Source organism: Slackia heliotrinireducens DSM 20476, from assembly GCF_000023885.1.
Lineage (GTDB): Bacteria > Actinomycetota > Coriobacteriia > Coriobacteriales > Eggerthellaceae > Slackia > Slackia heliotrinireducens.
In genome coordinates this window covers 2,107,283-2,133,194 of record NC_013165.1, presented here as the reverse complement: position 1 = coordinate 2,133,194, position 25,912 = coordinate 2,107,283, and the positions used below count along the sequence as shown (strand labels likewise).

Sequence of the window (25,912 nt, the reverse complement as noted above, 5' to 3'; positions counted from 1 at the left end):
GTCTCCAATGCCGAGCCTTTGCTGCATGCGTCTATTTTACGCTGGATAAGATTGGGAGGAGGCCCTTTCGGGCCTCCTCCCAATGAGAAAACAGGAGCCGTATCGCTGCTTACTCTTCGATAATGTCGCCATCGTCCTCGTCGATCCAGTTGCCCTTCCTGCGCATCAACACGAGGATGGCGATTCCGCATGCCGCCGCGGCAGCCAGGCATGCGAGCGGGATCCAGGGCACCGCGTCGCCGGTCTTGGGCAGGCTGCCCTTGGGCGTCGGGCTCGAAGGCGTCGCGGGCTCTTCAACCAGGCTTACGGTCTGGCCGGCGTCGTCGATGTCGGCATGCACCGCGACCTCCGCCCCGTCCTTGGAGACCGTCTCGAACGCTACGATGTCGTGGCCCTTGAGGGCGCTCCCGTCGAACGTGAAGGAGAGGCTCACGGAACCGGACGCCTTGTCGGGGACGAACGAGGCCGTGGCTGTCACATCCTTTCCGCCCGACTGGACGGCTTTGCCGGTCTCCTTGTCCATGAGCGTGCCGGTGACGGTGTACTCCTCCCCGGGGGTGAGGCCCTTGTAGGCGACCTCGTCGACGATGGTCACCTCTGCGTCCGCGACGGCCTCGTGGTCGCCGTCGTCGGCGTCGGTGGCCATGGTGCCGATGGAGGGCTCTTCGGGCTTCTGCGGCTCCTCGGGCTTGACCAGCTTGACAGTTTGGCCGCCGTCCTCGATGTCCATGTGCGAGGCGATTTCTGCGCCACCGGACTTAAGCGACTCGAATGCGACGACGTCGTGGCCCGCTAGGGCTCTGCCGTCGAACGAGAACGTCACCGCGGCCGACCCGTCGGCCTTTTCGGGCGTGAACGTCACGGTCGAGGTCACGTCCTTGCTTCCGGACTGCACGGGCTCGCCGGTCTCCTTGTCCATGAGGCTGCCGGTGAGGGTGTAGGCCTTGCCGGGGGTGAGCCCCTTGTAGGCCACCACGTCGCGGATCTCGACCTTGGAGTCGGCCCCCGCCTCGTGGTCAAGGTCGTCGGCGTCGACCGCCGTGGTGCCGATTTCGGGCTTGGGGACGATGCTCACGGTCTGGCCCTCGTCCTCGATCTCCGCGTGCACGGCGACCTCGCGGCCCTCATGCGTGAGCGTCTCGAAGGCTACGACGTCGTGGCCGGCGAGCGCGGACGCGTCGAACGAGAAGGTGACGTCTACTGTGCCGTTGGCGTCCTTGGCGGTGAAGGTCGCGTTGGCGGTCACCTCTTTGCCGCCGTCCTTGACGGACTCGCCCGTGGCCTTGTCCATGAGCGTGCCCGTGACGGTGTACTCACGTCCGGGCTCGAGGTTGCGGTACGCGACGGTGTCGACGATCTCGACCTTGCCGGCGTAGGCCTCGTGGTCGCCGTCTGCGGCGTCGGTCGCAGTCGTGCCGATGCGCGGGCCGGGCTGGTCGTCGACCGTGCCGAGGTCGACGTCGAACTTGGTCGTCGTGGAGTCGCGCGATACGTTGAAGCTGTCGCTCCAAAGGCCGTAGCCCTCGTTGGACTCGCAGCGCAGCTCCTCGATGGTGTACTCGCCGTACGGCAGCGCGCCGAACCGGTCGTCGGGCTCGGAGACCGAGCCGTCCTCGGCAAGGCCGAACCACACGCCGCAGGACTCGTCGACGTCGGAGGCCGTGATGGTTTCCTTGCCGATGAGCGAGTCGTTGGCGTTAGCGTCGCGGATGTGGCTGTTCCAGCCGGCGGAGGTGTTCAGCGCCCCGTTGCGGTCGGTCACTGCCACGTGCGCCTCGCCCGTGGTGACGTTGGTGATGAGGAACGGCACGTAGGCGAACTTGTGCGAGTCGTCGGCGCCCTTCTTCTGCAGGTGGACGTCGTTGCGCACGACGCGGTCGCGCCACGTGAGGTCCGCGCCGGATTTGTCGAAGGTCACGGTCTCGCCGTCGGTGCGGACCTCGAAGGTGCGGGCCTTCCCGTCGGTGAGCATGTATGAGTCGTTCGTGGCCGTCTCCATGATGGTGTAGGTGCCGTACGGGAGCGCGTCGGGCCCGGTCTGGGCCGTGTAGGCGCCGAGCTCCTCGTTCCAGGACGTGTAGATGGTCGCCGCGACCTCGCCCTTGCCAACGTACTCGCCGTCGAGCATCACGCCGTGCCTGGAGGCGTTCGTGACCGTGAACTCGATGCCCTCGAGCGACGTCCCGAGGTGGCCCTGCGCGTCGAGCGCGGAGTGGCCCGCGCCGCCGATGGCCTCGGACTTGCCGAGCTCCCAGTCGTCCTTCTCCACTTGCACGCCGCCGCGGATCACCTCGTTCTCGATGCCGGAGTCTCGGGTGAGTTCCACCACCTGGCCGTCCTCGCGGATCTCGCAGGTGACGTCGACCTTGCCGCGCTCGGTGTAGCCCTCGGGCGACTTGGTCTCGACGACCCCGTAGGTGCCGTACGGCAGCGCCCTCTCGCCGGTCTTTGCGACGTAGGCGTCGAGGGCCGCGTCGTAGGAGGTGGTCATGCGAAGCACCTCGGCGCCGGGGGCGAAGTCCTCGGAATCCTGGTGCTTCCCGTCCTTGTTCGCGTCGTACCAGATCGATCCCTCGGAGCGGTTCACGACCGCGAACTCGGCGCCCGCGAAGGTCGCGTCGCCCTGGGCGTAGTTGGCGTAGTCGCCGTCCCTGTGGTCGTACTCCTCGGAGTCGGCCTTGCCGACGGTGATGCCGCCGCGAAAGACGGTCTCCGCAAACTCGTCGGCCGGCTCGTAGTAGAAGACGGGGTCGTGGCCGGCCATGCCGGCGCTCACGGTCAGGGTGTGCTTCTCGGCGTCGGGAAGGTAGCCCTCGGGAGCCTCAAGCTCGCGCACGGTGACGTCGCCGAGCGGGATGCCTTCGAAGGTCACGGTGCCGTTGCTCGTCGTGCCCGTGACGGTCTTCGTGCCACCGTCGTAGGCGTAGCTTGCCTCGTAGACCGCCCCGTCGAGCGTGGCGTCGCCCTGCGCCTCACGCCGCCCGGTGCCGTCGTCGAACTTCGCGACGGTGAGGGTGACGGTGACGGGCCGCTCGGCCATCTCCGCCCCGGCGTCGGAGCCGGAGACGGTGACGGGGAACGTGCGGCCGTCGAGCGCGTAGCCTGCCGGCGCCTCGATCTCCCTCACGGTGTAGGAGCCGTTCGGGAGCTTGTCGGATGTGGAGCCGTGGCCGTCCCCGTCGGTGGTGATGGTGGCCACCTGCGCGCCGTCGCGGTACACGCCGAAGACGGCCCCCGCGAGCGAGTACTGCGCGTTGCCACCCGTGACCTTCACGTCTGCGGACGACTTGTCCATGGTCACGTAGCCGCCCTCGGTGAGGCCGCGGTAGACGACGAAGGAGCTGTAGACCTTGCCGTGCCCGCCGTTGATGCCCCACATGTAGTCGAAGCGGCAGTTGCCGGTTCCGAAGCCCTCGTGCCAGGCGTGGTAGACCGTGGCGTCCTCGCCTGCGATTGCGGCGTGGACCGTCACGACCTGCGAGTTCAGGAAGATGATGATGTCGCCGGGCTTCACGGTGCCGTTGTCGAACGCCGAGTTGTAGTCCTCCGCCGAGTCGCCCGAGAACACCTGGTAGTCGGCGCAGTAGTTGTAGATCGAGCCCGTGCCCGAGTCGCCCCAGGTGCCGCCCGGCCAGTCGGTGCCGTAGATGTCGTGCATCACGAACGACACGAAGCCCGAGCAGTCCCAGCCGTCGGTCGAGCGGCCGCCCCACACGTAGGGCACGCCCATGTACTGCTCGATCTGCGGCTTGGCCTCCTCCCAGGTGACCTGGGAGAGCGAGTCCGAGGCCGCGAATGCGCGCTGCGCCTGCAGCGCGGTTGCGGGGATGCACATGGATACCGCGAGCACGGCCGCCATGACGACCCTGAAGAGCTTGGAGGTGGAGGCCTCACGAGCCGCTGTCCTCATGGCCGCTCACCCCCTCGCCGCGTCGCGGGACAAAGGGCGCTCGGGGGCCTCCTTCGAGGCCGCCTCGGACGCGTGCCGCGCCTGCTGCGCCCTGTCGGCGAGCCCCCGGTCGTCGCGCGAGTGCTCGGCGAGCCATGCGCGCCTCGACTCCGCTATCGCGTCCTTGATCTGCTGGGGCGTCACCACGATGGTGTCGCGCTGGCGGCGCCCGTCCTCGCCGATGACGGGGTTGCCCTCGGGGTCGAGGACCGATTTCTGGAGCCACACCTCCCGGTCCGCCAGGAGCGGTATGTCGCGCCAGTCCTCTCCCTTGAACCTCGACGGGTTCACGTACAGCGGGCTGAACTGGTAGCCGCTCACGTCCTTGCCGTCGATGACGGTGCCCCTGGGCAGCGTCGCCATGTTGAACGACTTTGCCTCGCCGGTCGCGGGGTCCGCGTACTCGATGCCCTCGCGCACGTAGAGCTTGTGCAGCGAGATGTAGACGTTCCTCTTCTCAGCCTTGTCGGCCATTTCCTCCTCCTTTCGGTTTGGCTTGTTACGGATGGGGCCGGCCGCCGTCGGCGGCCGGGACCCCTATGGGCCCCTCGCCATCGCAGGCCTCCTCTCCCTAGCCGCCCATGACGTCGCGCGCCCACGATCCGCTCTTGACGAGCGAGATGATGAGCAGGATGCACATGGCCAGGTACTGCAGGGCGTAGCTGAGGCCCCCTACGACCGAGTCGACGACGGGCACGCCCACGGTGGCGGCGTTCAGGCCCCCGAGCACGATCGGGAAGCTCACGAGGAGCACGAGGATGATCACGCCCGCCAGGCACACCGCCGCGAAGTTCTTGAGGTAGCCCACGCCCATCTGCCGCGTCTCGTCGAGCGCCAGGAGCGATATCGGGATCGGCGCGAAGGCCGCCATGATGTAGATCTGCAGGGCCCGCGCCCAGCTCACGACGAGCGCCACCACGTAGGCGACGATGACGACGACCCAGCTGATGAGCGCGATGACGAGCATCGCGAGCAGCGCCGCCACGTCGTCGTCGGTGGTGGCGATCGAGACCGTGGAGAGGTCGAGCTCGCCTCCCGTGCCGAACAGCCCCGCCGTGCGCGAGATGGCGATCTTGGCGATGCCGTAGATGCCCTGCATGATCTCGAAGCTGTTCTGCACGAGGAACAGGAACACCGCGAAGAAAACCAGCAGGAACACGACCTCCTTGACGCCGGGCATGCTGGCGTTTCCGTCCATGCGCTGGCTCACCTTGATGAGCTGCACGGTGAACACGAACGACAGCACGCCGCATCCGATGGGCAGGATCGCGTTCTGCCACACCGCGCGGACGACGTCGTACATCGTTATGGAGCCTGCGGACCCGAGCATCTGTGTGAAGTCGGCCGACAGGACGCCGTCAACGCCGATGCCGCGCAGCATGTCCACCTGGCTGTTGAAGATCCAGTTGCAGGTGTCCCGCAGCACGCCGCAGATCCACGCGTTGATGTCCTCGGCTATGCCCGCGAACGCGGGCTCCGGCAGCGCCAGCGCGGCCGTCAGGAGCACGACGGCCGCGGCGAAGCCGTACGCGAAGCGCCTGTCGGAGAGGGCCTGTCTTATCGCGCCCACGGCTAGCCCTCCACCTTGAAGGTCGCGCCGTCGTAGGTGACGTTGAGGATCGTGCGGGCCGGGTCGTCGCAGGTGAATGTCGCGCTCACGCGTCCTCCCTTGACGTCGACGAAGACCTCGCCGTCGAAGTCCGCCCGCGTCGCGGCGGGCACCTTTTTGCGGCAGTGGTCGGCGACGGCGCCCGCGAGCTCGTCGGTCCTGCCGTCGATGAGGGACGTGTAGGGCTCGGTGACGCCGGAGACCGCCACGGGGCCCGCCGAGGCCTTGCCCTCGACGTAGGCGTCGGCGTTGGCGAAGGCGTCGCTCGCGACGCGCAGCGACCCCTCGCGCCCCTCGAGCATGACGACGGCGTCGCCGGAGGCGCCGTCGCGCACGAAGGAGACGTCCAGGCTCGCCCAGTCGTCTCCCTCCGAGGAGCCCGTCACCTCGAATGCGGTCACGGTTGCCTGCCCGCCCCTGGTCTCGACGAAGCTGCCCTCGCGGAACTCGACGGACGCGGACGCGTCGGCCTCCGAGCGCCATGCGTGGCCGCGCAGCGCCTCCATGGCCTTGTCCCGGGCGCTCATGTCGCCCTCCTGGGACTGCTCGGCTGCGGGCTGCTCTGGGGCCGTGTCCGCCGTCCTCGACACCGCGCATCTCACCGCGCTGCTCGCGACGAGGACGACTATGGCGCCGATCGCGGCGGCGAGCATCACCTTGTTCTTCCTGTCCATCTCTTCTCCCTTCTCATCGGAACCGGACCGCGCAGGTGAAGTACGCGATGCCGCTCGACCTCTCGCAGACGGCCCCCGAGTGGGGCTCGTGTATGTACTCGTCTCCTCCGGCGTAGATGGCGACGTGGCCCGGGCGCCAGAGGATGTCGCCGGGCCTCGCCTCGGACAGCGGCACGTGCGTGCCCGCCGCAGCCTGGGCGTCGGCCGTGCGCGGGATCGCGATGCCGGCCTGCGCGTAGCACCACTGGGTTAGTCCCGAGCAGTCCAGGCCCACGCCCGGCGTGGAGCCGCCCCAGACGTAGGGAACGCCGAGCTGGCTCGTCGCGGCGGCGACGACGGCGTTGCCGGAGGCTGTGCCGCTCTTCCAGTCCTCCACGCTCATGCCGTCGAAGCGCCTCAGGCCGTACGTGTCCATCACGGATTTCAGCGACTCGACGTAGACGGAGCTCGTCGCGTAGCCGGCGTCCTTGAGGCCCTCGGCCATGAGGTCCGAGTCGTGCTCGGCGATAGCTCGCTGTATGAGCTCGTTCCCGGCGTAGCGGTCGCTCTGCAGCAGCACGCGGGAGCGGAAGACGATGCAGTCCCTGTGGGACCTGAAGCTCGTGAAGTCGGCCATGATGGTCACGTACTCGCCGCCGTACTCCTCGCCGGTCGACCATGACGACTTGCCCGACACCTCGGGGCACGAGGCGAAGCTAGCCGCCCACTTGATGCCGAAGAGGTTGTTGTCCTGGGTGGCGAGCCCCGACAGGTGGTCTCCCTGGCCCGACTCGCAGATGATCTGCGCGAGCGTGCATCCGGCCGGGTGGCCGTACTGCTCCTGGCACTCGAGCGCCGCCTCGACCATGTCGGCGGTTATGTAGGGCGGAAGGCCCTCGACCGCCTGGGCCCTGGCCTCGTTGTCCCAGAAGCCGAACAGCGCGCTCACGAGCTGCGAGACGAGGATTGCGGCGAGCACGAAGAACAGGATCCCCGCGAGCGCGCCCGCAGCCGGCGCCGCCATCGACGACGCCGCGACGGCTAGCCTGGCCCGCACCCCCTTCTTCGCGACGGTGCCCGCTGCCTTCGCCTGCGCCTCCTGGGACGCGCGCGCCTTGAGCCACGTCCGCCTCGACTGCATGCGCGCCTTCGCGGCCGATGCCCTCCTTCGCTCGCGGTCGGCCTTGGCGGCCTTTCCCGCCTTGCCCGCGGACCGCGCCTTGTCGGCGTGCTTCGCGGCGGAGGCCCGGGCGGCTTGTTGCTGATCAGCCACTGCCGCTTCCTTGGCGTCTGCCGCGTGCTCCGCCGCCCTGGCCGATGCCGGCCTCCTCGACGGCGGGTAGGCGACGCTCTCGTCCTCGTCGCCGTCGTCTGTCCCGTCGGCCGCCCTCGCGACCGATGCGGCGCCCGCGTATGCCGCTCCGGTCGCCCTGTGCAATGCCGTCCTGGATTGCTCCTCTGAGGTCAAATCCAGCTTTGACTTCGACGCCTTTGCAGCGCCGACCTGCTGTTTCGATGGAGTTGCGGGCGGTCTGCCGGCCGTTTTCGCCCCGAACTCGCGCCTTTCGGACGCGCGGACGATGCCCGCGGATACGGCGTCTGTCCTGCCCGTGCGCGCTGCCTCTCCCGCGTCCCTTGCCGCCGATGCGGCGTCGGACGCGAGCGTCGGCGCGTGGGTCTCGTATGCGACGTCCTTCGCGGGCATGGTCGGATCACGCCGTCGCGGAGATGACGATCGTCGTGCGCTTTCCGCGCGCCTCGCGCCTCATGGACGCACCCGCGGACTCCAGGCCGCATGCAGCGACGTCCTTGGAGAGCTTCGAGGGGTTGGCGCCCGCCATGCCGAGGGCGTCGGCGAGCTCGGTCGCCGTGCCCCGCCAGGCGCCTCCGGACTCCCTCGCGAGCCGCGCGCAGCGCTCCGCGAGCGTTGCGTGGGCCGCCGACCCCTTGCGCTCGCGCGCCCTCGCGGCGAACTCGGAGGCCTTCTTCATTGCGGCGATCTCCTCAGGCTTGGTGTTGAAGAGGTCGTAGAGCGCGCCCTTGGGGAAGTCGTCTTTTATGGGGATGCGCGCGCCGCCGGCGACGAGCAGGCCCTCGCCGGCGCGTATCGACTCGTCGATGTACCCGGCCTCCTGTGCGGAGAGGTCCAGCAGGTCGACCCATGCCTTGCGGTCGAGCGGGGACTGCTTGTGCAGCAGGATGAAGTCGGAGTTGAGCACCATGTTGCGGGCCTCCTCGTGCTCCAGCATGTAGACGCTGTTCTGCGTGATGCCGGTGCAGACGAGGTTGAACTTGCGGCCCTCGGCCCAGAACTTCGAGAAGTACGTGATCACCGCCGGGTGCCCGAACAGGCTCTGCACCTCGTCGATGTAGAGCCAGGTGGTCACGCCGCGCTCGAAGTTGTAGTACATGCGGTTGCGCACCGTCTCCAGGACGGCGACGATGCCGAAGGCCCGCATGTTCTCCGAGAGGTCCTTGAAGTCGATGTTTGTGATGCGCTTCTCGAAGGTGACGTTGGACTCGTGGTTGAAGAACGAGAGCGCCCCCTTCACGTAGCGCTCGTAGCGCAGCGCGATGTCGCGGGCCTCGCGCTCGGGCTGTTCCGAGAGGATGCGGTGGAAGTCGCCCAGAAGCGGCAGGCGCCCCTCGTCGGCGCACTCGGAGTACGCGAGCTCCACGCACCTGCTGATGATGGACTTGTCCGCCTCGGGAAGCCCCTGGCTTCCCTCCGCCATGGTGGCCGACGAGAGCGCCAGGAACGCGTCGATCTTGAACGCCATCTGCGCCGCCGTCGACTGGTGCGCCACGTCGGAGAGGTCGAAGGGGTTCAGGTGCGTGCCGGAGTCGGGGGCGAAGCGGATGCACTCGCCGCCGTTGCCCTCCACCACTGGCGCGTACTCGCCGGCGGGGTCGAGGATGATGACCTCGTCGTCGGGGTACGCAAGGATCGTGTTCTCGATCTCGCGCTTCACGGAGAAGGACTTGCCCGACCCCGGCTTGCCCGCGACGAAGCCCATGGGGCTCGCGAGGCGCTTGCGGTTGCACAGCACCAGGTTGGAGCTCTGCTTGTTCTGGCCGTAGTAGCCGCCGCCCTCCTGGGCGAGCTCCTGGGTCGCGAAGGGCATCTGGATGGCGACCTGCGCGGTCGTCATCATGCGGCACACCTGCACGTGGTTGTGGCCGAGCGGTAGGATCGAGTTCATGCCCTCGCGCTGGCGGTAGTCGAGCGTGTCGCACTCGATGGAGTTGCGCCTGGCGGTGGCGACGATCTGCATTACCTGGTCGTCGAGCTCCTCGCGCGTCGGGGCGTAGGTGAACACGAGCCCCGTGTAGACGAACAGGCGCTGGTTCTTGTTCTGCAGGTGGTCGAGCAGGTCCTCGGCCTCCTCCTTGGAGTACTTGAGCTCGCTGGGCAGGATCTGGAAGTCGTAGCCCTTCTTCACGGCGCCCATCTGCTCGTCGATGATCTCCTTGTCCATCCACGCCAGGCGCTTCTTCACGTAGGCGACGGCCTTGGCCTTGTCCATGGCCTGCACGTGCAGCGTCACGTTGAGCGGTATGGGCAGGTCGATGATCTCGGCGAGGCAGCGGTCGGAAAGCTCGCTCCCGAACCGGTGCAGGGAGAGCACCTGGCACCAGACGCCCTCGCTCCTGTAGCAGGTGCCGGAGCCCTCCGGCTTGAAGTCGAGCGACATCGGGCACACGAGGTCCTTCGCGGTCAGGCCGCGCGTCGCGCCCACGGCGTCCCAGGAGAAGCTGAAGGGCTTGCCGGGCCTGAGCTGGCTGTGGATGGCGCGCAGCCTCTCCTCGCCGCTAAGCGGCCTCGCGGAGCTGCGGATCTTGTTCAGCGTCTGCATGGCGTCGGAGCGCATGCGGGCGAGCTTGGGCACCGCGGCGTCGACATCGGGCGCGAGCGTGCTGAAGGTCAGGTAGCGCTCGCGCACGAGGTTGGAGACGCCCTCGCGCATTTTGTCGTTGAGGATCCGGTTGTACTCGCGGGCGTACTCCGCCGTCTCCGGGGCGCCCTCCTCGAAGAACCTCATGCGCCCGATCTCGGACGCCGGTATGGGGGTGTTGGTCACGGTGAGCTGCACGCAGGTCTCCGCGCCGAAGTAGTCGAACAGCTGGCACCACCCGCTGAAGATGGCCTGCTGGCTCTCCTCGCGCGCGGACTGGTAGCTGATGTCGTCGAAGGCGATGGTCTGGGAGAAGAGGCCCTCCTCGACCTGGCAGATGCCGTCCTTGTACATGAGGTCGAACCCGACGGCCGAGTAGACGTCGCGCGCGGCGCGCCTCTTGCGCCTCTGCGCGGCCGTCTGGTCCGTGAGCTGCTTCTCCTGCTCGCGGATGCGCCTCTCCACCGACCGCGGCCTGCGCCTCGCGGGCGCCTCAGCGTTGTCGACCTTATTCTTCGCCTTCTTGCCTAGAGGGTTCAGCAATCTCGGCCCCCTTCCTCCTCGCGGCGCGCCTCGCGCGCCTGTCCGGCCTAGGTCTTTCTGCGGGGAGCACGGCCGCCATGAGGCCGCCCCCGGTCTCGTATGCGAGCACGCCGTCGGAGAGCGCGTGCGAGAGCCTCATGGGCACGTACTCCTCGGCCTTCAGCCCCTTCGGGCGCCAGAAGCCCATGAGCCAGAACGGCATGGACGCCGCCATGACGGGCAGCGTCGCGTCGGCCACCTCGACGCCGAGGCCGAGGTGGACCGCGGCGGCGGCGCCGACCGAGGCGGCGAGCCCCCCGGCCGTGCACGCGAGCGTGCGGGCGGAGAGCTTGCCGACGACCTTCTCCGTGTACTCGCCGATGTCCTTGTGGACGGTCACGCTGAGCATCTGCGCGCCCCCTTACGCCGGGAGCCAGGAGGTGTCGAGCATGCCGAAGTAGACCGCCGCGGCGACGATGATCGCGCCGCCCGCGATGGTCGAGATGGCGCTCGCGATCTGCGCGCCGCCCTGCTGCTCGCGGATGGCCAGGCCCAGGCTCACGGCTCCCCACACGATGAGGAAGCCGCCTAGGAAGGTGACGCACCCCGACACGAGGCTGATGATGTTCTGAAGCATTCGTTCCCTTTCTCTCTATGCGTCCGAGGCGGCACCGCCGCCGTCTTCACGTCCCTCGCGCATCTCCCGCAGGCGCGCCGCGAAGTCGTAGGGCTCCGAGAAGAGCGCGCCCGGATGCCCTGGGTACGCCTGCGGCCACATGGGGTGCGATGCGATGTCGTACTTCTTGTCTTTGAGGGGGTCGGTGCCGGTGATGAGGACGATGGCCTCGTCGCGCGGCAGCTTGGCGACCTCGGCGCCCTGCACCAGGTCGCGCTCGATGGTGTTCCAGTTGCGGGTGGACGAGGGCATGGCGCCGCGGCTCTCGCTCCAGGTGACGGTGCCCACGGTCTCCTTGCCGACCGTCTCGGAGATCTCCTTGACTGTCTCGGTGGACTTGCCTCCCAGGAAGAGCGTCGTGTCGCAGCAGTCGACGATGGTCGCGGAGTCGTCCTCGTAGCGGGCCTTGAGCTGGCTCATGGACTGCAGAATCACCGACATCGAGATGTTGCGGCTGCGGATGACCGCCACCATGCGCTCCACGTCGGGGAGCTTGCCGATGTTGGCGAACTCGTCGAGCACGAGGTGCACCGGCGTCGGAAGCGAGCCCCCGTACTCCTTGAGCGCCCGCTCGCAGAGCATGTTCATGGTCTGCCAGAGCATGATGGCGAACAGGAACGAGTAGAGGCTGGAGGTGTCCGACATCACGGCGAAGACGGCGCGTTTCGCACCGGGGTCGCCGAGCCGGTCGAGCGCCATCTCGTCGTAGGAGACGAGCTCGCGCACCTGCGGGATGGCGAAGGGCTCCATGCGCGTGTTGCACGACACGAGGATTGACTTCAGGGTCTTGCCGGCGGCGTCCTTGAACATCTTGTAGTGCAGCAGGCAGAAGTCCGAGTCGACGTCGACGGGATCCGCGACCCTCACGCGCCTCACGCCCGCCCCGCTAGGGGAGAAGGACCCCCGCCTCGCGGGGTCGAAGCCCGCCTCGCCGGCCGAGTCGTCGGCCACGAGCCGCACTCCCGTCTCGATCTCTTCGAAGAGCAGGTCGAGCGGGCTCTTGAAGTCCTCATCGGACTCCTTTGCCTTCGCGAGCGACAGCAGCGTCACCAGGCCCGACAGCGACCGGTCCCGCGCCGGGCAGTGGTACACGAGGTAGCCGATGAGCGCCACGTAGAGCAGCCGCTCCGCGTTCTCCCAGAACGGGTCCTGCGCCTGGCGTCCCTCGCAGGTGGTGTTCTCGATGAGGCAGGTGACGAACTCGAGGATGTCGGCCTCGTCCTTTATGTATGCGAGCGGGTTGTAGTGCATCGACGCCGAGAAGTCGACGGTGTTGAACGACGCGACCTCGTAGCCGTTGGCCTCGAGCATCCGGCCCATCCTGGGCAGAGTCTCGCCCTTGGGGTCGGTGACGAGGTAGCTCGCGTTCATCTGCATGATGTTGGGCTCCACGTAGCCGCGGGTCTTGCCGGACCCGGAGCCGCCGATGACGAGCACGTTTCGGTTGCGCTCGTAGCGCCTGTCGTGGTCGGGCCTGCTCATGGCCATGCCGTAGTGCTCGGTGAGTATGAGGTTGTTCCGGGGGTCCTTGAGGTCCATGAACCTGCGCCCCTCGCGGCGGGTGCCCCACCTGGCAGACCCGTGCTCCTCGCCGCTCCTCTCCGCGCGCCCGTGGCTGATGGCGTAGGCCCACGCGACCCAGACCGCGCAGGCGGCCACGAGCCCCGTGGCCAGCGCGGCGGGCTCGGTCGAGAGGCCGTGTGAGGCTATGTATGCGGGGAGGGCCTCCACCGCGGCCATGAGGTTCATGGCGGCGTTTCCGGGAAGCGACATGAGGCACGCGGCGTACGCGTCGGCCGCGGCGAACGCGGCGACGGACAGCACTGTTGCGGCTACGGTGCCGGATGGGCGGGCGCTCATCGCGTCCCGACCTCTCGGGCGACCTCGCCGATCTCGCGCTCGCGTGACGCGGCGCGGTTCGCCTCTAACGCCTCGGAGGCCTGCCTTGCCTGCCTGGCGCGCTCGTCGAGCGGGCGGTCATCTATGGGGTGCGGGGCATCGCGGCCGATTCTGTCTCCCAGCTCGTCGAAGGCGTCGGAAACCTGCCTGGCGTCCTCGATGCGGAAGAGCAGCTCGGTGCGGCCGGCCTCGGCGTCGTCGAGCCACACGGGCTCGATGCGGTGCGCGCGGAGCGCCTCCTCGATCCGCGGCCTGGTTTCCTCCCAGTCGCCCGCGTCCTTGAACTCGGACATGTCGAGTCTGGCCCATGCGGGCGCGGGATCCTCGTCGCTTACTTCGATTGCGCTCGCTGCGGTTTCCGCCTGCTCCGACGCCTGCTCGCAGGCGCCCTTGAGTTCCCAGGCGCGACGCCTCAGGGCGCTCTCGCCCCATCTCTCCACGATGCGCGCGTTGGAGTCGAGCATCTTCTCGCCGGACTCGTCGCCGAAGTCGCTTGCCATGGCTGTGCCTCCCGGTCCCTAGCGCGCTTCGCCGGGCAGGGACCTGGCCTCGCCGCCGCGGTCGGCGGCGGCGCGCGCGAACTCCGACCTGTCGGATAGCGGCCTGTACTGGAGGCGCCTGCACTGCTCGGGGGTCGCGTACCTCATGGATTCGACCAGCGCGTCGAAGCGGGCCGGGTCCTCCTCGGCGATGCGCGCGGCGGGCATCGACTCGAAGCCGTGCCATGTGTCGCCGTCGCGCTTGAGGGCGAGCCAGAGCTCTCCGGCGGACTGCTTCGCGAAAGCGACGTCGTCGAGCACGGCGCAGTCGCCGGTCTCGCAGCGGTCGTGCAGGAGCTTCTTCAGGCCCTTGGGCCCGACGGCCTCATGGATCCTGCGCACGTCGGCCTTCTCGGCGATCCACGGGTTCTCCCTGATCGCACTAAAGAGCGTTTCCCTGGAACCGGGCAGCATCGTGCCTCCTTCGTGTCTAACGGATTGCGCGGGCCGCGACGGCCATCGTTTCAGGGTTCGTGTTTTCGCCTCCGGCGGCCCGCTGGGGCGTTTATACGCGCAGTTCGCGGCCGCTGCTCGCGGCGTCGGGGCCCAAGCCACCTGGGGCCACTTGGGGCCACCGACCCGCTATCCTCGGCGTCTGCGGTCGCGGTTCCCGAGGTCGACGACCTCGCACGTCTCTCGCAGCCGCGAGGCTATTGCGGCGGCGGTCTCGCGCTCGCCGCCGCGGGCGAGGCGGCGCTCGATCTCCTCGATGCCGTACTGCGAGGTGACGATGGTGGGCAGCATCTCCTCGTAGCGGCGGTTCACCACCTGGAAGAGCGTCGTCATCGCCCAGCTGTTCGCGCCCTCCTTGCCGAGGTCGTCGAGCACGAGGAGGTCGCATCGCCCGTATCGTCCCACGCCCTCCGCGCTCTTGGACCCGGTCCCGTACGTGTCCTGGATCGAGTCGAGCATCTCCAGCGTCGTCGTGACGATCACCGAGTAGCCCGTGTAGACGAGCGCGCGTGCGATGGCGGATGCCGCCGTGGTCTTTCCCGCCCCGACGCCCCCGCGGAAGTAGAGCCCCCGGCCCTGTATGTCCCCGAAGCGGCCGAGGTACGACACGGCGGCCGGGATGGAGGTCTGAGCGCTCCTGAAGCGCTTCTTGATGCCCGATTCGGCCACGCGGCGCGCCATGGCGGCTTCGGCCTCCTCGCGCTCGCGGCGCTCGCGCTCCGCCTGCTCCGCGAGCTCGCCCTCGCATCCGCACGCTTCGTGGGAGACCCAGCGCACCTGCCCGAGCAGCACGACGCCAAGAGGCTCTAGCCCTCGGCCGCAGAACCGGCACTTAGGCTCGGGCGGGTCGTCGAAGGAGAGGCCGGCCGCCCGCGCCTCCTCAGGCGTCACGAGCCCGTCGCCGGCCTTTCCTTTCAGAACCATTTGTTATCCACCTTTCTTATTGGGTGACATCCCGTCACGGGTAGACCTGACGATCCGTCAGGGTTGAGGCCGTGAAGGGGTGACGGGATGTCGGGTGACATCTCGTCATGCGACGGTTCGTCACCCGACATATCGTCATGGGAATCGCCGCGCGGCTCCGCGAGGCGGTAGCACCTCGTCCGCCTGCCAGCGGGTGTCTCGTGGAACCCCGCTTCACGTATCACGCCGGCCACCAGGAGCTCGTCGATTGCCCGCGTCACGGTGCGCGGCGTCGTGCCCAGGAAGTCGGCCGTGGCCGCCCTGGACTCGTAGAACTCGCCGCCGTCGCGGCAGAAGCCGTATATGCGCGCGTAGACCAGCAGCGTCACGCCCGACAGGCCGTAGTCGCGCCACATGAAGCGGTGCGCCACGACGAACTCCTGGCCCCTGGCGCCCTCGTCATCGCTTGCCATTTCCGGGGTCCCTGGCCTTCCGCTCGCTCACGAGCGTTGTGTTGCGCTTGACCCAGTCGGCGAGGTCGATCCTGTTGATGAACATGCCCCTCGCTATGCCCGCGAAGCACCTGAAGGGAAGCGGGTCGACCTTCCTGTTCGCAAGTTCCCTGACACGGTTGACTCCGGTGCCCAGCAGAATCGCTACGTCCTGCACCGTGTAGAAGTCCTTCATCGGAATTTGCGGCGTCGTGTGTTTGTTGTTCGTCATCGCCGTCTCACTCCTCCTGTTGCTCGTTGGTTCTCCTGCCATCGAGCTCTCGGAGGCGGCCTGACCTGCCTCGTGAGGGGCGCGAACCTGAGAGGTGCCCTCCATGACCGTCCGCCTACCTTGCCCAGCCTGGGCTGCGCAGCGTCTCTTCGAGCGCGCGAGGGTCTACCCGCACGCACCTTCCGATTCTTATCGAGGGGATCTGGCGGCGCTCTATCATCTTGTAGACGAGGGATTGGGAGACCTGGAGGCGCTCTGCGACTTCGGCCACGCTGAGGAGCTTGACGCACGCCTCGCTGCCTTCTGTCCCCGAACCTTCAGCATCCCCAATCGCCGCCGTCTCGCTAATCTGGTCTACCAGGTTTTCATTATCGTGGGTTTTGTCAAATCGTGTGTACCGTGTTTGTCCCAGTGAGCGTGTCATTTCGATAATGTTGTCGGCCATTGCGCACCCCGTCGTTCACACCTGTTGGCACCTGAATGCCTCTCTTGCCATGCAATGCCGCCTCTTGGACGGCGATGGGGTTGCTTATATCGCGGGTTTTGACGCGGCGCAACGCGGCGTAAGGGCTTAAGCCTCCTGAAGCCACTGGAAGCCATTTGGACACGAAGAGTTTTTCTATAGGCGCTATAGCTACTTGATTGGCTACAACGCGATTTCGCGTGTAGGCGCAAATCTTTTCGAATCGGAGATAGTCATCAATTTACAATTACCATCTCTGCAGGTAAGGGTTGCTAGTAGAATGCTATTTGTAAACGTAATCATTGCGATTCGGCTGGTTGGCACCGTTTTTCGCAAGATACGAATGCCGAAGTGATTGTTTGACAAGCCAGAACAGCGCCATGCTTCTAAGGAGGACCGAATGTTTGGAGACAGGGCATCGCATCGATTTCAGGTCAAATGGGACGGGGTCTACGGAGACGGCGCTCGCGACAAGCCAATAAACATTAACCCAGACAGTTTCAGCGACAGCGCGCTTGACGATGCGGGGTACTACCAATCCGCCTACATGTGCCCGTCATGCGAGCCTAAGAAGAGATTCATGAGGCAGCCTCTCTATCCGATGCTCTTCAAGCTGCAGGTCGGACGAACTTCGACGCAGTGCGACGGAGACGATTACGTGGTCGGAAGCCTTTTCACGTGCCCCAAATGCCATCGTTTCTTCGCGAACGTTCACGAGATCAACGGTCAGGATCTAAAGGACGTGCAGCTTCTCCGCACGGGGCAGTGGACGTATCCTGCCCTCAAGGAAATGGCGCTTATAAGTGAGCCGTATGCAGCAGACGAATGGCGCTCGATTGTCGGACGGTCCAAGGAGCTGAGCATAGACCCGACCAAACAGCAGGTGGTAGTTGCCGCGAAGAACTCGCCGGTTGACGACGCGACGACGCAGCCGGTGACGGAGGTTCCGTTTGGGAGCTATGGCACGGCCGACAGCCCTGCGGAATCGGAGCCCGCTTCGATGGCGGCCATTATCAGCAACCTAGTTGCAACCGAGTATTCCGATTTCAGGCGGGTCTCAATTGCTGATGCCGAGTCAACTGTAAGAATGCTGGTGCACGAAGTCTACGGAGTGTACGAGCGGCAAAGTAGCGCGTACGCGTATTTGACTCGTGAAGAGCCCAGCAGAGTCGGAGGTTACGAGCTGAATTCAAGAGGAGAAGAGAGTGGCGACGTCCTCGAGGAAGAGGTGCCTCAGGTAATTCAGACGGCGCGTAACTACCTGCTGCTCAGAGCGACGATGGAAAACGACACCCAAGAGGGTCTTAAGGCAATCGAACGAGGCGCAGATCCGAATGTGGCGTGCATTTACAAAGGGACGCGCTCGTTCCCGATAATCGAAGCGGCCCTCAAGGGAAATGCAAGACTTGTACGCGCGCTCATTGAGGTGGGCGCAGACGTCAATATCAAAAAAGACAACGGCGAATTTGCGCTTCTGGATGCCGCAGGATATGAGCATCTTGAGGCCGCTGAAGCGCTTCTCGCAAACGGTGCCAACCCGAATGCAATCGCCAGAGGATTGACACCCCTCACACAAGCCGAAAGCGTCGAGATGATCAACCTGCTCCTCAAATATGGCGCTGACCCCAACATACCCGACGGAGACGGCGATTTGCCCATAGTCACGAGAATCACCAACCGTGACAAGAGGGGCACGATCGTTTTGAGGGATGCGGGCTCGGATCCAAACCACCGCAACCGGAGCGGCAAATCTGCCGACGACTTCTGCCAAAGGTACTTCTTCTGCAAACTGGCGGACCTTTAGAACAAACAGCGCTACCGGAAGGAGAAGGTCGGATGAGCTTCAATCCTGAAGATCCCGTTCAGATGGGCATGATGGCCCTTGCCACTGCGGCAAACGAGTGCAATCTCTCAAATCCTCGTGAGGCGGAGCTCTCCCGCTTCCTCAAGAGCACGCTGGATAGCATGCAAGGCCAGCAGCACATGGTCGATGTGCTAAAGAAACTTTCAATCGGCTTCAATGCCATTATTAGCTCGCTCGACGGAAGCGCCGAATGGCATGCGTTTATGATCGATGTCGCCAGCACCATGTTTGACGGCATTCAAGGGGCCTTGGTAGAGGCGGGCGAACCTCTCATAAGGAAAGCGCAGTTCGGTGACCCGCTAACTTCGGAGATAGCCTATACCACCCCGTCCGCCGACGATCCTGCCGTCGTGGCCAAGAGCCCATATACGACGCCAGAGAAACTCGCTGCTCTTTCCGAAAGTGACGACTGGCAGATCCGGGCTGCTGTTGCCTCTAACCCTATCGCTCCTGAAGTCCTTCTCCGGAAGCTGGCGACCGACCAAGACGAAGGCGTTCGGTCATATGCTGCACGAAACCAGTCAACACCGATTGACGTGCTTGAAACGCTGGCAGCAGATCCTAGCGAGTACGTACGAGACTTCCTGGCGCAGAACCCGGCGATTCCTGTTTCCCTGATGGAGAGGCTCGCGAGCGACTCACACTGGAGACCTCGGTCAGGAATAGCTGAAAACCCCAATACTCCAAAGTGGTTGCTAAGCAAGTTGAGGACCGACCCTGACGCGCGAGTGAGGGACCTCGCGAGGCAAAACATCTACGAAGGTGATAGCTCGAGCTTTTATGACGAGGAGATTCCGTTCTAGCAGCGTAATGCCTAATGGTTGCGCCTTGATTGCATTGACCGGCTTCTTGCGTATAAGCATCTTTGCCTCGGATAGGAGCACTCGCATCCCTGAAGTGAGTGCTCCTATCCATTGTCGGACTGCAGCCATCTCTACGCTTCTGGGGATTTCGAAACTGGAACTCACCCACTAGGGGAGAAGCAAGCGTTTCCGCAGGTAGAACGCATTATTCCCCATACCGGAAACAATACTCCCCATGTCGGTCGGAAGGACCGGAAACCCGCCTGGAACTCACTCCACCGCGATGGAGTGGCAAAACCGCAGGTAGAACGCATTATTCCCCATAACGGGCAGAATACTCCCCATAAGTGAGTTCCAACTGGAACTCACCCGACTGAGTTCCAAGTGAGTTCCAACAATTAGGCTAGAATGTAAATATTCGCAAGCACGAGAAACATCGAGTGAGACGAGACGGTATGAAACATCACGAGAATGCAATTCCCGCAAGCGCGGGAATCATTGAGTGGGAGTAGCAAAAAGGTCACATTACCCCAGCTAAACACAATAGGGCCCCGGCAGCAGCGATGTTGCCGGGGCCCTGTCTTTAAGCCCCTGTAAGTCCTTTAGGGCCTCTTAGTATCTCTACGCCACCTGATGCTTCCTGAACGTCCGCATGGCCAGCGGGGTGAGCGCCGCGAGCATGCCGGCATACAGAACCGCCAGCGCCGTGGGCAGGTCGGTCACCATCCGCCCCGTCGCATAGGAGATCATCCTGCCGAAGGCGTAGTTGAGCCCGACCAAGGGCGTAATCGCTACGGCCTTCATGAGCGGCGTGACCATTACGCCAAGAAAGCCCAAGAAGATAATCGCCATGGGTATCACGGCCACGGGCATGGTGGAGCGCATCTTGGCCGAAAGCAGCAAGGTGAACGCCGCCATGCCGAGCGCGATAAGGTGTCCAAGGCCGCAGAGCGCCAACATGGCCTGGCCGATGGTGAGCGGATAGGGGTTGTTGAAACCGCGGGCCACCTGCAGTGGGATGTCCCATCCGTCGGCACCGCAGGCGCCCACGTTGATGATGACGACGGCCAACACGCAGACCCACCAATATACGCTCACGAACACAAACGAGGCGATGACCTTCGCAAGCGGCAGTGCTCGCTTGCCGCGCTTCGTGGGCAGAACAACGGCGGCGGTGCGAGCTTGGTATTCGCCGGCGAAGGTGCCTGCGAGCGCGATGCACGCCGCCACGATCAGCAGCCCCGAGAGGTTCATCAATCTGAGGGCGAGGCTCCACCCCTCTGCGTAGCCGTACGTCACCGGCCAGGCTGTCTCATCCGCCTTGCTCTTCCAGAAGACTTTCTCGGCCTCGCTGTAGGGGAAATAGTCCACGAAACCGCGGTCGAGCGCATCGTCGATCCTCGCTTCGGCACCTTTTTGCAAGCTGGTTGCGCGCGGGTTCGTCGACTCGAGCGTCCCCACGACTTCCCGATAATAGTCCTGCTCGATGACGCCTCGGGTCTGGCTCCAGAATTCGAACCCATAGGTGTCGATGACCTCCTGGTTCGAAAGCTCGGCGAGTCCTTCGGTCTCCTGCGAAAGCTGGTTTGCCCGGTCGAGCACGGCAGCGTCTTGCGCCACGCGCTCGTCGTCAAGCACCCCGGCATGCGACTCCACCACAGCGCGGTAGGTGGCCTGCGCCGCGAATCCCTCGACGAGCTCGCCGGTGTTTATGTCGCGCACGGACATCGAGCCGAGGTTTCCCACCGAGAGCGCCACCAGTATCGCAAACGCTATCGCGCAGGACACCATGCCCGCGTGATTGCCCAGGATCTTCTTAAACTCGAACATGATAAGGGTTCCCATTATCGTCCTCCTATCGTTCGACACCGTCGCTGAACACGAGCAGGTACAGGTCTTCCAGGCTTGGCTCGACAACCACGGCGCCTTCCATCGGGCATGCGTCAGATACCACGCGCACGACTGCATGGCCGTCCGTGGCATAACGCACGTTGGCAACGGTCATGGCTTCCGCCATAGCCTCGGCACGGCGGGCGTCCACGTGGCATTCCCACACCTTGCCTTCGGCTTGGGCCACCACCTGTTCAGGAGAGCCGTCCATTGCAAACGCGCCTTTGTTCATCACGAGGATGCGGTTGGCGATGAACTCCACGTCGCTCACGATGTGGGTGGAGAGGATGACGATCTTGTCCTGCGCGAACCCGGCGATGAGGTTGCGGAAGCGCACGCGCTCCTTGGGGTCGAGGCCCGCCGTGGGCTCGTCGAGCACCAGGATGGCTGGGTCGTTGAGCATGGCCTGCGCGATGCCGAGGCGCTGCTTCATGCCGCCCGAGAAGGTCTTCACCTTGCGCCGCGCGTCGTCGGCCAGGCCCACCTCCTCTAAAAGCTGCAGGCTGCGCACCCGCCCGTCGCGGCCGCCGAAGCCCTTGAGCGTGGCCATGTAACGCAGAAAGTCGAGCGCCGAGAAGTCCGGGTAGTAGCCGAAGTCCTGCGGCAGGTAGCCGAGCAGCGCGCGGTACTCGTCGCCGAGCTCCAGCGCGTCGCGCCCGTCGAGCAGAATCTGCCCGCCCGTGGGCCGCAGCACGTCGCAGACCATGCGCATGAGCGTGGTCTTGCCCGCCCCGTTCGCGCCCAGAAGCCCCGTCACGCCCGGGGTGAGCGTCGCCGACACGCGGTCCACGGCAATGCGCGCCCCGAACTGCTTGGTCAGCCGGTCTAGCTTGAGTTCCATATCGTTGATCCTTGTCTAGTTGTAGGTTTTGGCCATATGCGGGGAGAAGGCGTCGAGGCCCGCGGTCGCAGTGCGCACGGTCATCACGACCTCGCGCACGAGCCAGACGAGGGCCGCGGCCGCAGCCATCGCCCACGAGGCAAGCGACGCCTGGGCGTACAGGTCAGGCACCAGGGCCGAAAGCCCCAGAAGCGCCACCGAGCATGCCGCCGTCAGGGCCACACAGAGCATCGGGGCGGTGTCCGGAGCCGCCTTGCGCAGCGTCATGAGGGAACCCGCGCAGGAAAGGAAGAACGGCAGACAGGCCCAGAGCGCTATGTCGAAGGCCCGCGCATCGAGTGCCGATGCGGTTGCGGCCACCATGAGCCCCACCGCCAGCGCCGATGAGCATCCCAGCGCGATCAGGCGGGCCGCCATCGTGCTGGCCGCACCGTGGGCGCAGGCGTATTCCAGCTCAGCCACCCGGTGCAGCTTGCTCGCGTGCACGGTGGGCACCCCCACGAGCACGCAGGTGGCCGAGAGGATTCCAACCGCGACCTTCGTCAGGCCCGCGTCGCCGCCCGAGCATGCCAGCACGCACATAATCGCGACCAGCGCGGCCTGCGCGGCCCAGGTCCATACGGGTATGTAGCGCACCTGGGACGCGACGAATCCGGCCGCCCCCGAGCGGCGCGGCAGGGGCCTTCGGGCGTTCGCGTCCTCGGCAACCATCGCGCAGGCTAGCCCGCTTATTGCCTCGGGGCTTACCGCCTCGCGCTGCGAAGCGTAGTGTCGCGCCAGCTCCACCTTGAGCCGTGCGCGATTGACCTCACCCATCAAGACCACCTTCCCTCAACAAACCTTCGAGCTCCTTCAGCGCCGTGTTGATGCGCCTTCGCACGGAAAACCGACTGATGCCGAGCGCGCGGGCCACCTCGTTCACGCCGAGGCCCGATCCGTATCGCAACTCCACGGCCTCGCGCAGGTCGCCCGGCAGCTTCGCCAACGCCTCGTCGAGCTCTAGCTCCCGGTCGCTGCGCCCGTCGGCGGGCGGCTCGAAGTCTAGGTCCACCGTCTTCAGGCGCTTCTCGCGGCTCGCATCCACGCAGACGCTTCTCGCTATCCGCATTAGGTAGGCAATGGGCTTGCCGCGCTCGGCGTAGCCTTGGGCGCGCACGAAACGCAGGAACGTCTCCTGCGCGAGGTCTGCCGGGTCGTGCCCTGCGGGCGCATGGCGTCTGCAGTACGCCAGCACCTCGCCGTAGCACTCCTCGGCAATCTCGCGCGCCCGGTCCGGACCCAGGCTTTCGGTTCGTTTCCTCAGCAAACCCAATCACCTCCTCTACCCTCTACAACGCAAAAACCGCCCAAAATGTGCGCACTGCAATGAATCTTTTTTGAATCCCATAACTGAACGGCTTCAATGTGAGCGTATCCCTTTTTAACGGGCACAATATCACTGAAATTGCAGGAAATGCCCGTTAACGAGAGGCTCCGATGCGCAACCAGTGCGACGGCGTGAGGCACCTGATCCTCATGGAGTTTCTGAAGGAGGATGGGGACCTGTTCTGACGGGTTCCTCGCCGCACGCGGAAGCCCATCTGGTCGGATGCGCGTCCTGGTAGCCAGTTGGACGCCAAAGCCCATCTCGGAATCAGCATTTCCGCAGGTAGATGGATTTACTCCCCATACCGATTTCTTTCACTCCCGTATTCGAGGGGAAACGCCCTCGGGAGGCCGTTTTCGGGGGTGGTAGCCACTCGCCCGGAATCGCGGGCTGGCTACCACCCGTTTCCGCAGGTAGATGAGTTTACCCCCCATACCACGGTCATTTACTCCCCATCGCTGGCTACCACTCTGGTAGCCACTTTCTGGCTACCAACTGGCTACCACCCGAAAACGGGTTTTAGGGGAGTAAATCCGAACGTGGCCGCACGGGCTAGCACGTGCTGGACGAGAGAGCACAATTTGGAAATGTGGGAACTATAGAGTGGGAGTGACGAAAAGCCGCTCGGAGCGCACATTTCCCCAGCTAAACACAATAAGCCCCTCTGCCGAGCTGCGCTTGGCAGAGGGGCTTATTAAACCCTCGTAAGCCTTTCTAGGCCTTGTTGAACCTCGCTTTACAAGTTGGCAATAGCTTCGTTGAGCTCATCGAGTAGGAAGTCATCAAATGACGGATACTCATCCTTGAGACCATCCAGCTGCGACCAAGAGACCACCTTTCCAGTTTCCGCATCGAGGCAATAGACCCATTCGTCGCAGTTTTCCACAACGATGAGATTATTCGGGAGCCCATAGCGACGATACTCCAACGTCTCCTCGAGAAACATGATCTTGCCAGTCATGCCGATTCCCAAAATCTCGGTTCCGTTGATTCCTCCATAGCTATAGATGTTGAGGTATTCCAGGAACTGCTCGGGGATCTCTACACCGAGCTTCTCCTGTGCCTCTTTGACCATCTCGGGAGTAGGAGGCACCCGCGTAAAAAAGCCCTCGTCCTCATACTTTGAGATGAGCTCCTTGATTTTATCGTTCATTAGTTGCCGCCTTTCTTGTATTCACGAGCACGCCAACGCCAGTACTTTCGCCTGAAGTTTTCGTACTGCTTCTTGAGATCCTCATCGTGCCTGAAACTGTTACCGTCACTCACCAAGCCGTGCAGAATACGATGATACTCCTCGTGCGTGATTTCCCTGACCTCAGCCATGGGTCCGCTTTCTTTTTGCAAGACATGGTGCAGCTGGACGGGCTTGCCATCGTTTCCGATTGGAGCATTGCCCCCTTCCATGAGCTGAAGATTCGTTTTCCCAGAATCGGGGTCGACGTAGTTGAAATCAATGTCATTTCGTTGGTAGACCCTGCGGCTCACGTCGCGCACCTCGTCGCCAACTGTTACGGTGCCTTCGTACCAAACCCGCGTGAAGGTCTTCGACTTGCCCGACCCAGAGGTGTAGCCGAACCCGCCGTGCTCGCCGGTGCCCATCACGCCACCTCCCCGTGCGCACAGGAGGTCTCGCTGGCGAACTGGACGATCTCGATGCCCGCCTCGCGGTACCTGCCGAAGATCTCCTCGGGCGCGCTGCCGTAGACGACGATGGCCTTGGGGTCGAGGCGCCTGACGACCACGGCGAGGCCTTCCGCGAAGAAGAGCCTGTCCTCGGTGGACTGGACTGCGCCTACCGTGCCCACCGCGATGACGCCGCCCTTGGGTGCCCCGTCGCAGCAGACGCGGTAGGTGCGGCGGTCGCCCCAGCGCACGTTGACGATGACCTCGACCCCGTTGGCCTGCAGCCAGAAGCCGATCGCGCGGCTGCGGTAGATATTCCACAGCTGCATCACGAGCGGCATGTCGCGGTAGACGGAGAAGTCGGGCAGGATGACGCCGTTGAAGCGCCTCAAGATGGGCAGGTAACGCCTCGGGTCGCGCCAGACCCTCTCGAAGAGGTAGTCGAATTCGTAGAAGTGCACCCACTGGTCGAAGTCTTTGCAGCCGATCGCTTTCGAGAAGGGAATGAGGCGGTTGGGGACGCGGTTCGTGGGCTGGATGATCGACCCGAGGAGCGCATCGGTCCTCGGAGGGGCGGAGGGCCCCGCGCCGTTCGGCCCTGCGTCCCTGCGCGTGTTTCGCGTCGATCAGGGCCTCCGGCGACTACGAGACCCCCTCGCAGGTGGCGAAGGGCCTTCTGGCGCGCGCCCTGTACCCAGACCCCGCCCCGGGTGCGCTTGAGGCGGCGATGCGCGAGGGCGTGCTCGGCCTCGCTCTGGCGGTGGCGTGCTTCCTCGCAGGGTGGTTTTCCGAGGAGGACCAGACTCTGGGGGGGGGATCCTGGAGCTTCTGGTCATGTTCGACGGCGAGGGCGAAAGCCCGGGGGAGGGAGCGTGCCCCTGGCCCCGCGTCCAGGGCTCCAAGGTTGTCGATGGCCGGTTGGGCAGCCCCATCGAGTTCATGGTCGGCGAGCTGGCGACGGGCAAGCACATCACGCGGGTCTGCGGCTCTCCCTTCGAGGAGGCAAGCACGTTCCGGCGCAAGGACGGCGTGCGCCCGGCGTCGCTCGGCGGGCTCGACCCGAAGGACGACGTGGCCCTGCGCTACTTCCAGGAGTTCTTCGAGCTCGACGCAGGGACCCGAACGTGGGCCCTGCGCGAGCTCAAGGTGGCGGTGCGCAGGGCCGAGGGCGCCGCCAGCTGACGCACGCCGCCGCCCCGCACTCGGCCGGGCCGCCCCGCCCCCGGGCCCGTCCGGGAAG

Annotated in this window: 25 protein-coding genes; 3 read left to right on the top strand and 22 right to left on the bottom strand. The window is 65.1% G+C overall.

Features of this window, described 5'->3' with window-relative positions; genetic code table 11:
- Positions 1-109: 109 nt before the first annotated feature.
- The 15 genes from SHEL_RS09300 to SHEL_RS09230 form a co-directional block, all read right to left on the bottom strand.
- Positions 110-3,910 (bottom strand): VaFE repeat-containing surface-anchored protein, encoded by a 3,801-nt coding sequence (locus tag SHEL_RS09300; protein WP_012799017.1) that lies wholly within the window; start codon positions 3,908-3,910, stop codon positions 110-112.
- A 6-nt stretch (positions 3,911-3,916) separates the two neighbouring features.
- Positions 3,917-4,423, bottom strand: coding sequence for a hypothetical protein (locus tag SHEL_RS09295; RefSeq protein ID WP_012799016.1), 507 nt, complete (start codon positions 4,421-4,423; stop codon positions 3,917-3,919).
- A gap of 97 nt (positions 4,424-4,520) precedes the next feature.
- A complete protein-coding gene (locus tag SHEL_RS09290) occupies positions 4,521-5,519 on the bottom strand; it encodes a VirB6/TrbL-like conjugal transfer protein, CD1112 family (protein ID WP_012799015.1) in 999 nt (332 codons plus the stop codon).
- 2 nt (positions 5,520-5,521) lie between these two features.
- Entirely contained in the window at positions 5,522-6,148 is a 627-nt protein-coding gene (locus SHEL_RS09285) for a hypothetical protein (protein ID WP_126513796.1), read from the bottom strand.
- Between the two features lie 97 nt (positions 6,149-6,245).
- Complete coding sequence (locus tag SHEL_RS15750; RefSeq protein WP_269471195.1) at positions 6,246-7,235, bottom strand: glucosaminidase domain-containing protein; 990 nt, start codon at positions 7,233-7,235, stop codon at positions 6,246-6,248.
- Positions 7,236-7,923: 688 nt separating this feature from the next.
- Positions 7,924-10,560 carry a VirB4-like conjugal transfer ATPase, CD1110 family gene (locus SHEL_RS09275; protein WP_420542167.1) on the bottom strand — a complete coding sequence of 879 codons (2,637 nt, stop codon included), beginning with the start codon at positions 10,558-10,560 and terminating at the stop codon, positions 7,924-7,926.
- Positions 10,561-10,615: 55 nt separating this feature from the next.
- Positions 10,616-11,038, bottom strand: coding sequence for a PrgI family protein (locus tag SHEL_RS09270; RefSeq protein ID WP_012799011.1), 423 nt, complete (start codon positions 11,036-11,038; stop codon positions 10,616-10,618).
- Positions 11,039-11,050: 12 nt separating this feature from the next.
- The gene (locus tag SHEL_RS09265; RefSeq protein WP_012799010.1) at positions 11,051-11,266 is read right to left on the bottom strand and encodes a hypothetical protein; all 216 of its coding nucleotides are present in this window, start codon (positions 11,264-11,266) and stop codon (positions 11,051-11,053) included.
- Between the two features lie 15 nt (positions 11,267-11,281).
- A complete protein-coding gene (locus SHEL_RS09260) occupies positions 11,282-13,165 on the bottom strand; it encodes a VirD4-like conjugal transfer protein, CD1115 family (protein WP_012799009.1) in 1,884 nt (627 codons plus the stop codon).
- Positions 13,162-13,704, bottom strand: a complete 543-nt coding sequence (locus tag SHEL_RS09255) for a hypothetical protein (RefSeq protein WP_012799008.1) — start codon at positions 13,702-13,704, stop codon at positions 13,162-13,164. Before SHEL_RS09255 ends, SHEL_RS09260 begins: the two co-directional genes overlap by 4 nt.
- Before the next feature lie 18 nt (positions 13,705-13,722).
- Positions 13,723-14,157 (bottom strand): hypothetical protein, encoded by a 435-nt coding sequence (locus SHEL_RS14475; protein ID WP_012799007.1) that lies wholly within the window; start codon positions 14,155-14,157, stop codon positions 13,723-13,725.
- 168 nt (positions 14,158-14,325) lie between these two features.
- Positions 14,326-15,120: an ATP-binding protein gene (locus SHEL_RS09245; RefSeq protein WP_012799006.1), complete on the bottom strand. Its 795-nt coding sequence runs from the start codon at positions 15,118-15,120 to the stop codon at positions 14,326-14,328.
- On the bottom strand, positions 15,111-15,572 hold the full coding sequence (locus SHEL_RS09240; RefSeq protein ID WP_012799005.1) for a helix-turn-helix domain-containing protein: 462 nt from the start codon (positions 15,570-15,572) through the stop codon (positions 15,111-15,113). Before SHEL_RS09240 ends, SHEL_RS09245 begins: the two co-directional genes overlap by 10 nt.
- Positions 15,559-15,822: a helix-turn-helix domain-containing protein gene (locus SHEL_RS09235; protein WP_169304516.1), complete on the bottom strand. Its 264-nt coding sequence runs from the start codon at positions 15,820-15,822 to the stop codon at positions 15,559-15,561. The genes SHEL_RS09240 and SHEL_RS09235 overlap by 14 nt, the downstream gene beginning before the upstream one ends.
- Positions 15,823-15,937: 115 nt before the next feature.
- Positions 15,938-16,267, bottom strand: coding sequence for a helix-turn-helix domain-containing protein (locus SHEL_RS09230; protein ID WP_012799003.1), 330 nt, complete (start codon positions 16,265-16,267; stop codon positions 15,938-15,940).
- Between the two features lie 418 nt (positions 16,268-16,685).
- Between SHEL_RS09230 and SHEL_RS09225 the strand changes: the two genes are divergently transcribed.
- Together SHEL_RS09225 and SHEL_RS09220 are read left to right on the top strand one after the other, a co-directional pair.
- Positions 16,686-18,089, top strand: a complete 1,404-nt coding sequence (locus SHEL_RS09225) for an ankyrin repeat domain-containing protein (protein ID WP_012799002.1) — start codon at positions 16,686-16,688, stop codon at positions 18,087-18,089.
- A 32-nt stretch (positions 18,090-18,121) separates the two neighbouring features.
- On the top strand, positions 18,122-18,952 hold the full coding sequence (locus tag SHEL_RS09220; protein ID WP_012799001.1) for a HEAT repeat domain-containing protein: 831 nt from the start codon (positions 18,122-18,124) through the stop codon (positions 18,950-18,952).
- A gap of 621 nt (positions 18,953-19,573) precedes the next feature.
- On the opposite strand, the gene SHEL_RS09215 is transcribed toward SHEL_RS09220, so the two are convergent.
- The 7 genes from SHEL_RS09215 to SHEL_RS14910 form a co-directional block, all read right to left on the bottom strand.
- Positions 19,574-20,797 (bottom strand): ABC transporter permease subunit, encoded by a 1,224-nt coding sequence (locus SHEL_RS09215; protein ID WP_012799000.1) that lies wholly within the window; start codon positions 20,795-20,797, stop codon positions 19,574-19,576.
- A 10-nt stretch (positions 20,798-20,807) separates the two neighbouring features.
- Positions 20,808-21,683 (bottom strand): ABC transporter ATP-binding protein, encoded by an 876-nt coding sequence (locus SHEL_RS09210; protein WP_012798999.1) that lies wholly within the window; start codon positions 21,681-21,683, stop codon positions 20,808-20,810.
- Between the two features lie 15 nt (positions 21,684-21,698).
- Positions 21,699-22,499, bottom strand: a complete 801-nt coding sequence (locus SHEL_RS09205) for a hypothetical protein (RefSeq protein ID WP_012798998.1) — start codon at positions 22,497-22,499, stop codon at positions 21,699-21,701.
- A complete protein-coding gene (locus tag SHEL_RS09200; RefSeq protein ID WP_012798997.1) occupies positions 22,492-22,989 on the bottom strand; it encodes an RNA polymerase sigma factor in 498 nt (165 codons plus the stop codon). Before SHEL_RS09200 ends, SHEL_RS09205 begins: the two co-directional genes overlap by 8 nt.
- Positions 22,990-23,785: 796 nt before the next feature.
- On the bottom strand, positions 23,786-24,202 hold the full coding sequence (locus SHEL_RS09195) for an SMI1/KNR4 family protein (protein ID WP_012798996.1): 417 nt from the start codon (positions 24,200-24,202) through the stop codon (positions 23,786-23,788).
- Positions 24,202-24,648, bottom strand: a complete 447-nt coding sequence (locus SHEL_RS09190; RefSeq protein ID WP_012798995.1) for an HNH/ENDO VII family nuclease — start codon at positions 24,646-24,648, stop codon at positions 24,202-24,204. The genes SHEL_RS09195 and SHEL_RS09190 overlap by 1 nt, the downstream gene beginning before the upstream one ends.
- Entirely contained in the window at positions 24,648-25,211 is a 564-nt protein-coding gene (locus tag SHEL_RS14910; RefSeq protein WP_083762305.1) for a DUF4417 domain-containing protein, read from the bottom strand. Before SHEL_RS14910 ends, SHEL_RS09190 begins: the two co-directional genes overlap by 1 nt.
- A 295-nt stretch (positions 25,212-25,506) precedes the next feature.
- Between SHEL_RS14910 and SHEL_RS09180 the strand changes: the two genes are divergently transcribed.
- Positions 25,507-25,854, top strand: a complete 348-nt coding sequence (locus tag SHEL_RS09180) for a hypothetical protein (RefSeq protein ID WP_012798993.1) — start codon at positions 25,507-25,509, stop codon at positions 25,852-25,854.
- Positions 25,855-25,912: the final 58 nt, after the last annotated feature.

Excerpts from the sequence above, each read along its gene's own strand:
- SHEL_RS09300 (WP_012799017.1), bottom strand. The coding sequence starts at position 3,910 with ATGAGGACAGCGGCTCGTGAGGCCTCCACCTCCAAGCTCTTCAGGGTC.
- SHEL_RS09295 (WP_012799016.1), bottom strand. The coding sequence starts at position 4,423 with ATGGCCGACAAGGCTGAGAAGAGGAACGTCTACATCTCGCTGCACAAG.
- SHEL_RS15750 (WP_269471195.1), bottom strand. The coding sequence starts at position 7,235 with ATGGCGGCGCCGGCTGCGGGCGCGCTCGCGGGGATCCTGTTCTTCGTG.
- SHEL_RS09270 (WP_012799011.1), bottom strand. The coding sequence starts at position 11,038 with ATGCTCAGCGTGACCGTCCACAAGGACATCGGCGAGTACACGGAGAAG.
- SHEL_RS09265 (WP_012799010.1), bottom strand. The coding sequence starts at position 11,266 with ATGCTTCAGAACATCATCAGCCTCGTGTCGGGGTGCGTCACCTTCCTA.
- SHEL_RS09260 (WP_012799009.1), bottom strand. The coding sequence starts at position 13,165 with ATGAGCGCCCGCCCATCCGGCACCGTAGCCGCAACAGTGCTGTCCGTC.
- SHEL_RS09255 (WP_012799008.1), bottom strand. The coding sequence starts at position 13,704 with ATGGCAAGCGACTTCGGCGACGAGTCCGGCGAGAAGATGCTCGACTCC.
- SHEL_RS14475 (WP_012799007.1), bottom strand. The coding sequence starts at position 14,157 with ATGCTGCCCGGTTCCAGGGAAACGCTCTTTAGTGCGATCAGGGAGAAC.
- SHEL_RS09245 (WP_012799006.1), bottom strand. The coding sequence starts at position 15,120 with ATGGTTCTGAAAGGAAAGGCCGGCGACGGGCTCGTGACGCCTGAGGAG.
- SHEL_RS09240 (WP_012799005.1), bottom strand. The coding sequence starts at position 15,572 with ATGGCAAGCGATGACGAGGGCGCCAGGGGCCAGGAGTTCGTCGTGGCG.
- SHEL_RS09235 (WP_169304516.1), bottom strand. The coding sequence starts at position 15,822 with ATGACGAACAACAAACACACGACGCCGCAAATTCCGATGAAGGACTTC.
- SHEL_RS09230 (WP_012799003.1), bottom strand. The coding sequence starts at position 16,267 with ATGGCCGACAACATTATCGAAATGACACGCTCACTGGGACAAACACGG.
- SHEL_RS09225 (WP_012799002.1), top strand. The coding sequence starts at position 16,686 with ATGTTTGGAGACAGGGCATCGCATCGATTTCAGGTCAAATGGGACGGG.
- SHEL_RS09220 (WP_012799001.1), top strand. The coding sequence starts at position 18,122 with ATGAGCTTCAATCCTGAAGATCCCGTTCAGATGGGCATGATGGCCCTT.
- SHEL_RS09215 (WP_012799000.1), bottom strand. The coding sequence starts at position 20,797 with ATGGGAACCCTTATCATGTTCGAGTTTAAGAAGATCCTGGGCAATCAC.
- SHEL_RS09210 (WP_012798999.1), bottom strand. The coding sequence starts at position 21,683 with ATGGAACTCAAGCTAGACCGGCTGACCAAGCAGTTCGGGGCGCGCATT.
- SHEL_RS09205 (WP_012798998.1), bottom strand. The coding sequence starts at position 22,499 with ATGGGTGAGGTCAATCGCGCACGGCTCAAGGTGGAGCTGGCGCGACAC.
- SHEL_RS09195 (WP_012798996.1), bottom strand. The coding sequence starts at position 24,202 with ATGAACGATAAAATCAAGGAGCTCATCTCAAAGTATGAGGACGAGGGC.
- SHEL_RS09190 (WP_012798995.1), bottom strand. The coding sequence starts at position 24,648 with ATGGGCACCGGCGAGCACGGCGGGTTCGGCTACACCTCTGGGTCGGGC.
- SHEL_RS09180 (WP_012798993.1), top strand. The coding sequence starts at position 25,507 with ATGTTCGACGGCGAGGGCGAAAGCCCGGGGGAGGGAGCGTGCCCCTGG.